The organism is Streptomyces sp. NPDC002276, assembly GCF_053891435.1.
The window spans coordinates 49,339-62,076 of record NZ_JBSFCQ010000032.1; the positions used below are offsets into that span (position 1 = coordinate 49,339).

14 protein-coding genes are annotated in these 12,738 nt (G+C 70.5%); 8 read left to right on the forward strand and 6 right to left on the reverse strand.

All coding sequences use genetic code 11. The features are described 5' to 3' along the window. Together ACWIHT_RS44430 and cdgB are read right to left on the reverse strand one after the other, a co-directional pair. Complete coding sequence (locus tag ACWIHT_RS44430; protein WP_456174354.1) at positions 1 to 954, reverse strand: carbohydrate-binding protein; 954 nt, start codon at positions 952 to 954, stop codon at positions 1 to 3. Positions 955 to 1,118: 164 nt separating this feature from the next. Then, positions 1,119 to 2,777 (reverse strand): diguanylate cyclase CdgB, encoded by a 1,659-nt coding sequence (gene cdgB, locus ACWIHT_RS44435; protein ID WP_456174356.1) that lies wholly within the window; start codon positions 2,775 to 2,777, stop codon positions 1,119 to 1,121. 305 nt (positions 2,778 to 3,082) lie between these two features. Between cdgB and ACWIHT_RS44440 the strand changes: the two genes are divergently transcribed. Together ACWIHT_RS44440 and ACWIHT_RS44445 are read left to right on the forward strand one after the other, a co-directional pair. Continuing rightward, on the forward strand, positions 3,083 to 3,655 hold the full coding sequence (locus ACWIHT_RS44440; protein WP_456174357.1) for a flavin reductase family protein: 573 nt from the start codon (positions 3,083 to 3,085) through the stop codon (positions 3,653 to 3,655). Positions 3,656 to 3,703: 48 nt separating this feature from the next. Beyond that, the gene (locus ACWIHT_RS44445; protein WP_456174358.1) at positions 3,704 to 4,189 is read left to right on the forward strand and encodes a GNAT family N-acetyltransferase; all 486 of its coding nucleotides are present in this window, start codon (positions 3,704 to 3,706) and stop codon (positions 4,187 to 4,189) included. Between the two features lie 12 nt (positions 4,190 to 4,201). Here the strand turns inward: ACWIHT_RS44445 and arfB are convergent, their stop codons facing one another. Then, on the reverse strand, positions 4,202 to 4,639 hold the full coding sequence (gene arfB / locus ACWIHT_RS44450) for an alternative ribosome rescue aminoacyl-tRNA hydrolase ArfB (RefSeq protein ID WP_456174359.1): 438 nt from the start codon (positions 4,637 to 4,639) through the stop codon (positions 4,202 to 4,204). 176 nt (positions 4,640 to 4,815) lie between these two features. Between arfB and ACWIHT_RS44455 the strand changes: the two genes are divergently transcribed. Both ACWIHT_RS44455 and ACWIHT_RS44460 read left to right on the forward strand, forming a co-directional pair. Continuing rightward, positions 4,816 to 5,391 (forward strand): TerD family protein, encoded by a 576-nt coding sequence (locus ACWIHT_RS44455; protein WP_456174360.1) that lies wholly within the window; start codon positions 4,816 to 4,818, stop codon positions 5,389 to 5,391. 174 nt (positions 5,392 to 5,565) lie between these two features. Beyond that, the gene (locus ACWIHT_RS44460; protein WP_456174361.1) at positions 5,566 to 6,828 is read left to right on the forward strand and encodes a DUF1266 domain-containing protein; all 1,263 of its coding nucleotides are present in this window, start codon (positions 5,566 to 5,568) and stop codon (positions 6,826 to 6,828) included. Between the two features lie 29 nt (positions 6,829 to 6,857). Here ACWIHT_RS44460 and ACWIHT_RS44465 read toward each other — a convergent pair whose 3' ends face one another. Beyond that, positions 6,858 to 7,739 (reverse strand): LysR family transcriptional regulator, encoded by an 882-nt coding sequence (locus ACWIHT_RS44465; protein WP_456174362.1) that lies wholly within the window; start codon positions 7,737 to 7,739, stop codon positions 6,858 to 6,860. A 115-nt stretch (positions 7,740 to 7,854) separates the two neighbouring features. Between ACWIHT_RS44465 and ACWIHT_RS44470 the strand changes: the two genes are divergently transcribed. Together ACWIHT_RS44470 and ACWIHT_RS44475 are read left to right on the forward strand one after the other, a co-directional pair. Further along, a complete protein-coding gene (locus ACWIHT_RS44470; protein WP_456174363.1) occupies positions 7,855 to 8,343 on the forward strand; it encodes a nuclear transport factor 2 family protein in 489 nt (162 codons plus the stop codon). A 376-nt stretch (positions 8,344 to 8,719) separates the two neighbouring features. After that, positions 8,720 to 9,724: a GNAT family N-acetyltransferase gene (locus ACWIHT_RS44475; protein ID WP_456174364.1), complete on the forward strand. Its 1,005-nt coding sequence runs from the start codon at positions 8,720 to 8,722 to the stop codon at positions 9,722 to 9,724. A 27-nt stretch (positions 9,725 to 9,751) separates the two neighbouring features. Here the strand turns inward: ACWIHT_RS44475 and ACWIHT_RS44480 are convergent, their stop codons facing one another. Next, positions 9,752 to 10,300: a nitroreductase family protein gene (locus ACWIHT_RS44480; protein ID WP_456174385.1), complete on the reverse strand. Its 549-nt coding sequence runs from the start codon at positions 10,298 to 10,300 to the stop codon at positions 9,752 to 9,754. Between ACWIHT_RS44480 and ACWIHT_RS44485 the strand changes: the two genes are divergently transcribed. Continuing rightward, on the forward strand, positions 10,181 to 10,777 hold the full coding sequence (locus ACWIHT_RS44485; protein WP_456174365.1) for a MarR family winged helix-turn-helix transcriptional regulator: 597 nt from the start codon (positions 10,181 to 10,183) through the stop codon (positions 10,775 to 10,777). The genes ACWIHT_RS44480 and ACWIHT_RS44485 overlap by 120 nt on opposite strands. 18 nt (positions 10,778 to 10,795) lie before the next feature. Here ACWIHT_RS44485 and ACWIHT_RS44490 read toward each other — a convergent pair whose 3' ends face one another. Beyond that, positions 10,796 to 12,232 (reverse strand): M1 family metallopeptidase, encoded by a 1,437-nt coding sequence (locus tag ACWIHT_RS44490; RefSeq protein WP_456174366.1) that lies wholly within the window; start codon positions 12,230 to 12,232, stop codon positions 10,796 to 10,798. Between the two features lie 41 nt (positions 12,233 to 12,273). Here ACWIHT_RS44490 and ACWIHT_RS44495 point away from each other — a divergent pair, with 41 nt between their 5' ends. Then, positions 12,274 to 12,738, forward strand: a complete 465-nt coding sequence (locus ACWIHT_RS44495) for a hypothetical protein (protein WP_456174367.1) — start codon at positions 12,274 to 12,276, stop codon at positions 12,736 to 12,738.

Genomic DNA, 12,738 nt, shown 5'->3' on the forward strand with positions numbered 1-12,738 from the left:
TCAGCCGTTCACCAGGTACAGCTGGTCGAAGTTGACGTCGCACTGGTCGCCCTGCTCGCAGGAGATCTTGATGCTGTTGGTGCCCTTGTTGAGCTGGACGGACGCCCAGGTCTCCGTCCAGCCCTTCTCGTAGTCGCCCTCGGCGGCCTTCGCGAAGTTGCCCAGGTTCAGCGGGCGGGACTGGGCCGTGCCGTTGACCGTGAGGGTGGCGGTGGCGTCCTTGCCGGGTACGCCGTAGTTGACGTACAGGCGGTAACCGCCGCTCTTCGTGATGCCGCTCACGTTCCATGTCAGGGTCGCGCCGACCGCGTTGAAGCCGGACACATAGACACCGCCGTCGGCTTCGGCGCCGTCGACGTCGGATGCCGTGGTGGCGCCGCCGCCCAGCAGAAGGACCTTGGCGTCGACCTTCGGCAGTTCCGCCGCGCTCGACGCGCTGTTGCTCGGCGACGGGCTCGACGAGGCGCTCGTCGAAGCCGAAGGCGTCGACCCCGCCTGGTCGCCCGTCTTGGTGTCGTCGTTGCCGTTCATCATCGCCACGCTGATGCCGATGACCACCGCGGCGACGACCGCGATCGCGCCGATCAGCAGGCCCTTGGTGTTGGGGCCGCGGCCCCGGCCGCCGCCCCGGCCGCCGTCGTAGGACGGGGGCTGCTGGGTCGGCGGGGCGCCGAAGGACTCGGGGGCCTGGTAGTGCGCGTTCGGCTGGGCACCGTAGGCCTGCTGCTGCGGGACGGTCTGGCCGTACGGCTGCTGCTGGTACTGGGCGGTGGGGGCGGCGGGCTGGCCGCCGTACTGGCGCTCACCGACCGCGCGCACCCGGTTGACGGAGCCCGGGTAGCCGTAACCGCCGCCGGACGGCGGCTGGGCTCCGGCGGCCTGGCCGTCCTCGTACAGGTAGCCGAACGGGTCGTCGTCCTCGGGCGTGCTCGCGCCGTTGTTGCCGGGCGTCATCCCTAGGTACTCCTCAACAGGTGCGGGTGCGGTACGTCAGCTTCAGACGCGTCTTCGATTACGTCTTCGATCGCGTCTTCGATACGTCTGGAGAACTGCGAGCCTACCCGCTCCGCGTAGTCCAAACGGGTGACTCGGACGGCATCACAACGCTGACCTGGAGATCATCCCGCGCGTCTGTGCTGTTTGGGACGAGATCGTTTCTCGATGTACATCCGTTCGTCGGCGGACTTCAACACCTCGTCCGCCGTCATGCCGCAGTGCGCCCACCCGATGCCGAAACTGGCCCCGACCCGCATGGCCCGGCCGTCGACCCGGATGGGCTGGATGATCTCGTTCCGCAGGCGTACGGCGAGGTCGGCGGCGTCGGCCTTGCCGAGGCCGTCGGCGAGGACCACGAACTCGTCGCCGCCGAGCCGGGCCACCGTGTCGCCGTCACGCACGGCCCGGCCGAGCCGCCGGGCGACCTCGATGAGGACCGCGTCGCCCGCGTTGTGCCCGAACCGGTCGTTGATCGACTTGAAGCCGTCGAGGTCGCAGAAGAGGACCGCGAGCCCCTTGGTGCCGTCGTCGCGCTCGCCCTCGGGGGCGATGGTGTGGACGTGGTGGTCGTAGGCGCCCAGGAGGTCGGCGCCCGGGGGATAGTCGAAGCCGTGGCCGTTCGCGTCGTAGGCCGGATGTCCGTACGCGGCGTCGATCGACTCGACCTCGCCGGGGAACGCGGACTGCGGGCGCTGGCAGAGGCGCGAGGAGAGGCGGGTGCGCAGCTCGGCCGAGTTCGGCAGGCCGGTGAGCGCGTCGTGCGCGGCGCGGTGGGCGAGTTGCAGCTCGCGGCGCTTGCGGTCCTCTATGTCCTCGACGTGGGAGAGGAGGAAGCGCGGCCCGTCGGCGGCGTCGGCGACGACGGAGTTGCGGAGCGAGACCCAGACGTAGGTGCCGTCCCGGCGGCCCAGGCGGAGTTCCGCGCGGCCGCCCTCCGCCGAGGTTCTCAGCAGGGTGCCTATGTCCTCGGGGTGGACGAGGTCCGAGAAGGAGTAGCGGCGCATCGCGGAGGCGGGGCGGCCCAGGAGGCGGCACAGGGCGTCGTTGCTGCGGAGTATTCGGCCGTGCTGGTCGCCGCCCATCTCGGCTATCGCCATGCCGGAGGGGGCGTACTCGAAGGCCTGCCGGAAGCTCTCCTCGCTTGCGCGCAGGGCCTGTTGCTCGCGTTCGAGTCTGACAAGTGCGCGTTGCATATTCGCACGTAGACGCGCGTTGCTGATCGCGATGGCGGCCTGGAAGGCGTACATCTGGAGCGCTTCGCGCCCCCATGCGCCGGGCCGGCGGCCGTTGCGCGGGCGGTCCACGGACAGGACGCCGATCAGTTCGCCGCACGAGCCGCCGGAGACGCCGGGCGTGTACATGGGCGCGAACAGCCGGTCGGAGGGGTGCCACTCGTCCTCGAAGCGGGGCGCGGGGCCGTCGGTGTACCACTGCGGTACGTCGTCCTCGTCGAGGACCCAGCCCTCGGTGTGCGGTATGAACCGCAGGTCGCCCCAGTCCTCGCCCATGCCGAGTCGGCGCTCCCAGGAGGCGCGGGAGCCGACGCGGCCGGTGATGAGCGCCTCGGCGGCGGAGTTCCCGGAGAACGCGGCGACCACGAGGTCGCCGTCGGGGCGCACGAGGTTGACGCACGCCAGCTCGTACCCGAGGCCGTTGACCACGCCGTCGGCGACGGTTTGCAGGGTGTCCGCCAGGCTGCGGGCGGTGTTCATGTCCGCCATGACCGTATGCAGTTGCCGCAGGTTCTCAAGACGGACGTAGGGTTCCGACTCGGTCTCCATACTCGCCCTCCCCCCGAGACCTCGCAGCGAATCAAGGGTCTTCTTCCCCGCCACTGAATCACAGCGCGCTGCCCACTCGGTACACAGGGTCAACAATTACTACCCCTTGTGACTCAAGTCACAGCAGAAGATGAACAATTGAGTGGAGTTTCTGCATTTTCCCTGTGCGTTTACTGAACGCAAACTTTGTGGGTGTGTGGACATGATGCACGACGATGTTCCGTCGCGTGGGCCATTGGTCCTAGGACCCGTCCGGGACCGAAGTCCGATGCGCGGCGCGGCACTCGGAGATTAGCGTTCCCGGCGTGCTGAACACCGCGTCGATCACCGAGTCCCTCCCCTCCGGGCATGCTGTGGGGGTGAGCAACGACGAGTTCCGCGCCGCCCTCGCCCGGCTGGCCGCGGGCGTGGTCCTGGTGACCGCGCACGAGGAGCCGTACGACCCGGACGACCCGCACGCCCCGGTCGGCGAGGACGTCGGCATGACCGCGACCGCCTTCATGTCGGTGTCCCTGGACCCGCCGCTGGTCCTGGTCAGCCTCCGCAACGGCTCCCGCATGGACGACCTCCTCGACGAACAGCCCCTGTGGGCCGTCTCCGTCCTCGCCGAGAGCCAGCGCCACATCGCGGGCCGCTTCGCGATGAAGGGCCGCATCAGCGATCGTCTCCTCTTCGACGACATCCCCTACGTCCACGGCGCGGCATCCGGCGCGCCCCTGGTCCGCGGCGCCCTCGCCACCCTCGAATGCCGCACGGAGCAACGGGTGTCGGCCGGCGACCACACCCTCGTCATCGGCCGCGTACTGACGGCGGAGGCGACCGGCACGGACGGCGGCCCGCTGACCTACTTCCGGGGCAGGTACCGGCAGTTGGGGTGACCGTGAATCCGATCGCCCACCGGTGAGCGGTCCGCCTACCGTGCACCCATGACGACCATCACCACCGGGCCCGGGCCCGGTCCCCGCCTCGAAGAGATCACCCCGGCCAACTTCCAAGCAGCCGTGGGCATTCGGGTCCGCCCCGACCAGGAGTTCGCGGTCTCCCCCGTCGTGAAATCCCTCGCCGAGGCCTACGTCCACCCCGGCACCGCCTGGCCCCGCCTGATCGTCGACGAGGACCGACCCGTCGGCTTCCTCATGGCGTTCTTCGACATCGACTGGAACCTGGACGGCTCCGTCATCCGTTCCGGCCTGTGGCGCCTGAACATCGCGGCGGACCAACAGGGCCGCGGCTACGGCCGGTTTGCCGTGGAGTCCGTCGCCGCCGAGATCCGCCGCCGGGGCGGCAAGGAGCTCTACGTCACCTGGCACGAGGGCACGGCCGGACCGGCCGGGTTCTACGCGGGGCTGGGTTTCCGGCCCAACGGCGAGCTGAGCGAGGGCGAGACGGTCGGCGTGCTGGAACTGCCGTAGTCCCGAAAGGGATTACCCCCAGTCGCGCCCGGTCCGCCCCCGCTTGGTGTCGGAGCGGGCCTTCTTCTCGCGCAGTCGGCGCTCGTTGATGCCCCGGGGAATCCGGGTGGGCCTGCGCGGCTTCGGCGGCGGCGCGGTGGCCTCGGCGAGCAGCGCCGCGAGGCGTACGGCGGCGGTCTCGCGGTTGCGCCACTGGGAGCGGTGCTCGGAGGACCGTACGGTCACGACGCCGTCGACGAGCCGGGAGGCGAGGCGGTCCAGCGCGCGGGCCTTCCACACCTCGGGCAGGGCCTCGGTCTTCGCCAGGTCGAAGCGGAGTTCCACCTGGGAGTCGCTGGTGTTGACGTGCTGCCCGCCCGGCCCCGACGACCGCGAGAAACGCCACATGAGCTCGGCCTCGGGCAGGGAGACGGAGCCGCGGATGAGATAGGGACCGGACATGTCCCCCATGGTCCCCTGCCTGTCCGGTCCACGTCACGCCAATTACCCCAGACGTTCCGAAAGGCACGGGTAAAGAAAGTAAAGCCACGTGGAACCTTCGATACCCCTCTTGGCGTTCATACAGGTACCGGTAGCTTCGTCCTCAGTACGAAGCCCGCACCGCAACGAGGGAAGGACTCCCAACAATGGCTGTAAGCCTGTCCAAGGGTGGCAACGTCTCGCTCACCAAGGAGGCCCCGGGCCTGACCGCCGTCACCGTAGGCCTTGGCTGGGACGTCCGCACCACCACCGGCACGGACTTCGACCTCGACGCCTCGGCGATCGCGGTCAACCCCGAGGGCAAGGTCTACTCGGAGGGTCACTTCATCTTCTTCAACAACAAGTCGACCCCGGACCAGACCATCGTCCACACCGGCGACAACCGCACGGGCGAGGGCGCGGGCGACGACGAGGCGATCAACGTCAACCTGGCCGGCCTCCCGGCGGACATCGAGAAGATCGTCTTCCCGGTCTCGATCTACGACGCGGAGACCCGCTCGCAGAACTTCGGCCAGGTCCGCAACGCCTACATCCGCATCCTGAACCAGGCGGGCGGCGCCGAGATCGCCCGCTACGACCTCTCCGAGGACGCGGCGACGGAGACGGCCATGGTCTTCGGCGAGCTGTACCGCAACGGCGCGGAGTGGAAGTTCCGCGCGGTGGGCCAGGGTTACGCCTCGGGCCTGGTCGGCATCGCCCAGGACTTCGGCGTCAACGTCTGACGGACGACCCGCCCGCAGTGCGCCTCACCTGTGCGAGGCCCCTGGCCGCATGATCGCGGCCGGGGGCCTCGGGCACAGGGAATGGGGTTTCCGGGGGTCCACAGGGGTGTCTCAGTCCCGTGTGGCAGTGTGCCGGGGTCAGCAGCGGCTGGACCCTGGAAGGACAGAGCACCCATGTCGTTCGGACCGCCCTCCGCCGGTTTCGGGCCTCCCCCGCCCGCCGGTCCGCCCGCCTGGACCCCGCCGACCGAGACCGAGCGGGACCTCGCCGAGGCCAGGGCGCGCGGCGACTGGCCCGCGTACTACGACGTACTCGCCCGGACCCACCTCTACTACGAGATGTCCCGCGAGGCCTACGACGCCCAACCCGACCGTGTGCACCGCGTGTTCATCCGCGACGTCCGACGCGGCACCAGGCACTGGGAACTGTTCACCGACGGCATGCTCCCCGCACCGCGCCCCGACATGGTCTACTCGCGCGCCTCACTGCGCTGGATAGCCGGCGCCTGGACCCCGCAGTGCCCGCCCACCCTCGTCATCAACCCCGGCACCCCCTGCGAACTCCCCCTCCCCTACGGCCCCCCGGGCACGACGGACTGGTCACGCGCGGCCGAACACATCGGAACGCCTGTCAGTGGCATGCGCCTGCGCGCACTCCACGTCGGCGGCGCGCTGCACGGCCCCGTCGCCCACGGCCTGGCCTGCGGAGCCCTCCTCTGCGTCAGCAACGGCTCCCTGTGGAACGCGCCGGCCTGGCACGGCAGCGGCTACGACGGTGAGCGCCGGCGGCTGCGCGAATGGTGGGGCATCACCACCCGCGCCGAATGGCAGCGGCATCTGCGCAACCTGCTCGCCGCCGAAGCGTCCAGCTCCGTATGGGAGTTCGCGCTGAGTCTGCGCCGCACGATCGCCCGGGACTTCGGCGGCCACGTCGACACCGGCTACTGGCGGCAGGCCGTCGCCACCGTCATCCGCGCCGACTCCGAGGGCTCCACGGTCATCACGGAGGACGGCGTGACGAAGACCGACCCCCGCCCCGCCTCCGAGACCGAGGCCCGTATCGAGGGCGTCCAACGCCTCATCGGCCGTATCACCCGCTACGAGGCCCGGATGCGGGCCGACGGCATCCTCGACGAGAACCGCCATGTCACCTCCGTCGAGGCCTGGGACCTGGGCCGCGCCTCGAAGATGGCCCGCTGGGGCCTCGGCGCCCGCTTCTGCACCCTGCCGGAGACCGAGTCGGCCCTGACCCGCGCGGGCCGCGCCGCCGCCCTCGCCTACCGCTCCTGGCCGGACTTCTCGGCCGGCTACATCCTGGGCCGCTGCCTCCACTTCGACGAGGAGGAGTTCGGCCCCTGGTACCAGGACATGGTCACCGCGCACCGGATCCTGACGTCCGATCCGGGGAGCCCTTGGCTGAACATCCCGTTCCGGTAAGGGTGGTTGGGCCGACTCGCGGCGGGTGGTCAGCGCAGGTCGGCCACGGTTCCGTCTCGCACGTCTCTCGTATCTCGCACGTCTCTCGCGTCTTTCTCGTCTCTCGCGTCGAGGGTGCGCCGTGCCTCCGCCGCGCGGGCCGTGCGCACGAACGCGGTGACGGCCGGGCGGGACGCGCCCTCGGGCCAGGCGAGCGCAAGGCGGGTGGGCGGGAGGTCGGTCACCGGTACCGCGCTCACCTCGGGTGAGATCCGTTCGGCGGCACCCGAGCCCACGACGGTGACCAGGCGGCCGAGTGCGACCCGGTCGATGATCTCGTCGAGGCCGACCGGTGGGCACTCGGGGGCGAAGTGCGGGTCCCGGCCCAGTTCCGCGACCGTCACCGCGGGGCGGCGGGCCACTGGATGGCCGCGCGGGACGAGGGCGAAGGGCGCCTCCTCGGTGAGGTCGGCGGTGCGCAGCCCGGTGAGATCGTCGCTGCCGACGCACAGCAGCGCGATGTCGGCCCTGCCGTCCCTGAGGGCGGCCGGGCGGTCATGGGTGAAGACGACGTCGTGGCCGCCGACCTCGGAGGAACGCAGCAGCTCGGCGATCAGCCCGGACGCGGTACCGGGCCGTACGGCCATCACCAGCCGGCCGGGCTGCCGCACCCGCCGCGTCCGCCGTACGGCCGCGTCGAGCGAGTCGAGCAGCCGTCGGCTCTCGTCCAGGAACACGGCACCAGCGTCGGTGAGCGCGACCCGGCGGCTGGTGCGCTCCAGCAGCCGTACCCCCATCCGGCGTTCCAGCCGGCTGATCGCGCGGGACAGCGGGGGCTGGGCCATGCCCAGGCGCTCGGCGGCGCGGCCGAAGTGCAGTTCCTCGGCGACCGCGACGAAATAGGCGAGTTCGCGGGTCTCCAGACGATCCATACCTCAAGGGTATCGACCCTTGCCGGAACCCTCATGGCTCCGCCCCGCTCCCGATGGTCGACTCGGAGGAGTGAGCGAGACCCCGCTTCGGACACATGAGAGGAACGTGCGAACCATGAGCGACGAGCGCGAGGTCCAGGAGGTCCTGGCCCGCTATGTCCGCGCCGCCGACCGGCGGGACGGCAAGAGCCAGGGCGCCCTGTTCACCGACGACGCGATCGTGGAGGTCCTCGTCAAGACCGGCCCCGACGCCTACGAGCGGATCGGTGAGCCGATCATCGGCGGTGCGGGGGTGGCGTACGCGGTCGACAACTTCATGGCACCGCACCCCGAGGGCGGCTCCAGTCACCACGTCACGGCGGACCACCTCATCGAGGTCGACGGCGAACGGGCCCACATGAACGCCCACTTCGTGGTCTTCGAGGTCCGCGCCCTCTCCCACCCGGCCGACGGCTGGCCCAAGGACACGTTCGGCGCCCAGGGCACCATCCGTCCCATCGAGTCCGGCTACTACGACACCGACCTGCGGCGCGTGGACGGCGAGTGGAGGATCGTCCACCACCGCGTCCTGCACGACATGCCGTATGCGGGGCTGGAGACCTGAGCGTTGAGGGCCGTCGTGTACTGAGGAATTCGGCGACGCGTACGACGAGGACGGCCGAGGCCTGCTCCTGCTCCTGCTCCTGCTCACCGGCCTCGCCCAGGACTGAGGTCACGGTCGGGGTCACGGTCACGGCGTCGGCCGACCTAGGACCCCAGCTTGGCGCAGTACTCCTCCTGCCACGCCTTGTCCTCCGCCGAATCGCCCGACGAACAGCCGCTCATCAGGACAGCCGTGGCGACAACGGCCGCCACTCGTAAGACCGTTCCGACCCCATAGCCGTGCCGCATGGACATGCCCTCCCCGTAGTTGCCGACACAGAGTACGGATCACGGGGGTGTCGCCTCGCGGCGGATCCGTACGGCACTAGCGTGCCCCCATGTTCCTCGAACCGCTCACGTCGACCGAGGCCGGTGCGCTGCCCGGTGAGCTGCTGACCGAACTCGCCGCCCTCTACGCCTCCCACCACGCGTTCCACGCCCTCAGCGGCGACTTCCCGGACCCGGAGGACATCCGGCCCGAGCAGGTGGCAACGGCGTTGGCCGACGAGCTGGCCGACCCGGAGGTGGAGGTACTGCTCGCGCGCAGTGCGGGGCGGCTCGTAGGGATCGCCATCACCCTCGGAACGCACCCCGACCCGGCCGACGAAGACCTCTGGATCGGCCTGCTGATGATCGACGCGACACAGCAACAGCAGGGCTACGGACGCCAGTTGGCGACCCTCGTCGAGGACCGCTTCCGCACGGCCGGCCGAACCGCCGTACGCCTGGCCGTCCTTGACAACAACCCCGAGGCCCTCGCCTTCTGGACCGCCCTCGGCTACGAGGTCATCGACCACCGCCCGGACCGCCAACTCGGCCGCCCCTGCACGGTATTGCGCAAGCAGCTCCGCACCACCCGCCGCTCCGCCCGCATCGCGGTACTGGACCCCACCGGCGCGGTCTTCCTCCTCCGCTACGACGACCACGACGCCCCCGAGACCGAGACCGGCGGCACCTTCTGGGCCCTCCCCGGCGGCGGCCTCGAAGCCGACGAGACCCCGCGCGAGGCCGCCCTGCGCGAACTCCAGGAGGAGACCGGCTGGACCGACCTGGAACCCGGCCCCCTCCTGTCCACCAGAGAGGTCGACCTCACCTTCGCCGGCACCCCGGTCCACCAGTACGAACGCATCTACGTCACCCAGGGCCCGCACCGCGAACCCACCGGCCCCCACCTCACCGCCGCCCACGCCCGGGACGGCATCCGGGCCTGGCGCTGGTGGACCAGGAAGGAACTCCACGACACGACGGAAACCGTGTGGCCCGCCGAACTCGCCGTACTCCTAGATGAGTTGGATGCGTTGGATGCGTTGGATGCGTTGAATGAGAAAGGCGCGCAGGACTGACACGGGCCGCGCTCCCTCCCGCCGATGTCAGCGGCCGTACGTCTCGCTGAAGCAGGTCAGTGAGCGGTCCCGGCGCCCCGGGTGGCGGCGGGACTCGGCCGGGTGGCCGAGCGGGACGAGCAGGGCGATGTGCAGGTCGTCCCGGCCGTCGATGCCGACGGCCTTCTTGACCGCGGCCTCGTCCCAGCCGTTCATCGGGCTGGTGGCCAGCCCCGCGGCCTCGGCGGCGACCATCAAGAAGGAAGCGGCGATCATGGCGTCCTTCACCGCGTACTCCCGCTCAAGACCGCGCTCGCGCAGGTCCTCGTGGAAGAGCCGCGCGTCCTCGGGCGAGGCGGCGGCGAACCGCTCGGACCACGCACCGCCCCGCCGTGCCGTCTCCCAGACGTCACCGCGGTCCTCGCGCCAGGCGCCGGACTCGGCGACGAACACCAGCGTCACCGGCGCCTCTTGAGGATGCGGCTGCCCCCCGGTTGCCTCGGCCAGGGCCCTGCGCCCCTCCTCACCGGTCACCACGACAACGGACCGGGCCTGGAGGTTGAAGCTGGACGGAGCCTCCAGAGCCAGCTCGACCAGTTCGCGCAACAGCGGGCCCGGCACGGGATCCGACCGGTCGAACTGGACCTCGACGCCATAGGCACCATCGGCCGCGTCCTGCGGCTTTCACGGCTGGTCAACACCCGGCTGAAGGAGTACTTCGCCCAGTACGACATGGAGACCTGGGAGTTCGACGTCCTCGTCACCCTGCGCCGCAGCGAACGGCCGCTCACGGCGAAGGCGTTGGCCTCCAGCGTCATGATCGGCTCGGCCGCCCTCACCAACCGCGTCGACCGGCTCGTCGCCCACGGCCTCGTCACCCGCGACTCGGTCCCCGGCGACCGCCCCAGCCTGCACATCGCGCTCACCGACGCCGGACGCGACCTGGTCGACCGCGTGGTGGAAGGCCACGTGGAGAACCAGATCCAGATCCTCTCGGCCCAGGAGAACACCGACCGCGACGAGCTGACCCGGATCCTGCGCACCCTGCTGATCTCCCTGGGAGACACCCGCTGAGCAGCCCAGGCCGACCCCTCAGGCGTGCGTCGGCTTCCCGTCCCCGTACAACCAGTCCCGCCAGATCCCCCCGAAGTCCTTCCCCGGCGCCATCCGCTCCACGTACGCCGTGAAGTCGGCGGTGTCCGCGTTGCCGTGACGGTGGGCGGCGGCCCAGCCCTGGACGATGTCGTAGAAGCGGGCGTCGCCGACCGTCTGCCGGATCTTGTGCAGGACCATCGCGCCACGCTCGTAGACGGGACTGTCGGAAATGTGCGCGGCGGAACTGGGCCGGGCAGGCGGAAAGGCCCAGACGGCCTCGCTCTCGGACGGGTCGTCGAAGTACGTCCCGTCGTAGAGCGCGTCGAACGTCTCCTGGGCGGTATCGCCGTCGTGGTCCTCGTCCCAGAGCCACTCCGCGTACGTGGCGAAGCCCTCGTTGAGCCACATGTCCCGCCAGCTCCTCGGCGTGACGGAGTCGCCGAACCACTGGTGGGCGAGTTCGTGGACGAGGAGGACGGTGTCGGGAGCGCCGGGAAAGAAGGGCCGGTTCTGCGTCTCCAACGCGTACCCCGCGTCACCCCGCCGGTCGACGATCGCACCGGTCGAGGAGAAGGGATACGGACCGAAGTTGTACTCCTCCCACTCCATGATCTCCGGGATCCGCGCCAGCGCCTTGCGGCTCGCGACCGCCTCCTGCGGATCAACCGCCGTGTACACGGGGAGGCCGTTCCCCGCCGTCGTACGGGTGATGTCGTAGTGGCCGATGGCGACCGTGGCGAGGTACGTCGCCATGGGCTGGGCGGTGCGCCAGCGGTAAGTAGTCCTCGTACCGGCGGCGTTCGTCGTCTCAGCCCTCAACTCCCCGTTGGAGACGGCCTGTAGACCCTTGGGCACGGTGATCGCGATGTCGTAAGTCGCCTTGTCGGAGGGATGGTCGTTTCCGGGGAACCACGCCATCGAGCCGACCGGCTCACCCAGCGCCACCGCACCGTCCGCCGTACGCAACCAGCCCTCCTTCGAACCGTCCGGATCGATGATCGCCCCCGGAGCACCGGAGTAGCGAACGGTCGTCTCGAACGTCCCGCCCTTGCGGAGGACGGAACGTGGACGGACCGTCAGCTCCTGTCCGCTCCGGCTCCAACGGGCGTTGCGTCCCCCCACCGTCAGCGACTCGACCGTCATGCCCTTGAAGTCCAGGTGAAAGGAGGAGAGTTCGGCGGTGGCCCGGGCCGTGATGGTCGCCGTACCGGTCAGAGCGTGGGAGTCGGGGGCGTAGGCGAGGGTCAGGTCGTAGTGGGTCACGTCGTAACCGCCGTTGCCCGCCTGCGGGAAGTACGGGTCGTGCAGGCCCGCACTGCCGGATGCGCCCCGGACACCCGCGCCCGCCCCCGACCCCGACCCCGTGCACGCGGTCGGGGCGAGGGCCAGCACGCAGGCGAGGGCCATGGGAACGAGCCGTACGGATCGGGGCACGTCCGCGATCCTATGAGTCCGGAACTCGTACGCTCGGCTCCATGCCCCGCTCCGCCAAGAAGCCCCGCCGACTAGTCGCCAACGGACGCACCTACCTCTGGAGCCTGCGCCACAGCCACAGCCACAGCCACACCGATACCGGCACCGGCACCGGCACCGGCACCGGCACCGGCAGTCAACCCGTGGGCTGCGTCCACACCCTCACCCTGCGTCCCCAGCCGACCGGCACCGGCGGCCCACTGCGCATCGTCTTCGCCGAGGGGCCGGGGCGGTACGTCCCGGGCGGCGCCCCCCTGGGCTCAGGGGACGTGGGGTACGTCCAGGGCATGTCCCTCAACCTGCACGAACCCGGCGCCGTCCGCGCCCTGCTCGACGCGGCGGCAGCCAAAGGGTGGCTACCGCGACCGGAAGAACCGCAGGCCACGGAGGTCGACGGCTGGTCCCTCCTGGAGGTGGCCGCCGCCGCACAGAACAAGGACGGGGACCGCGCCACCGGGCCAGTGTGA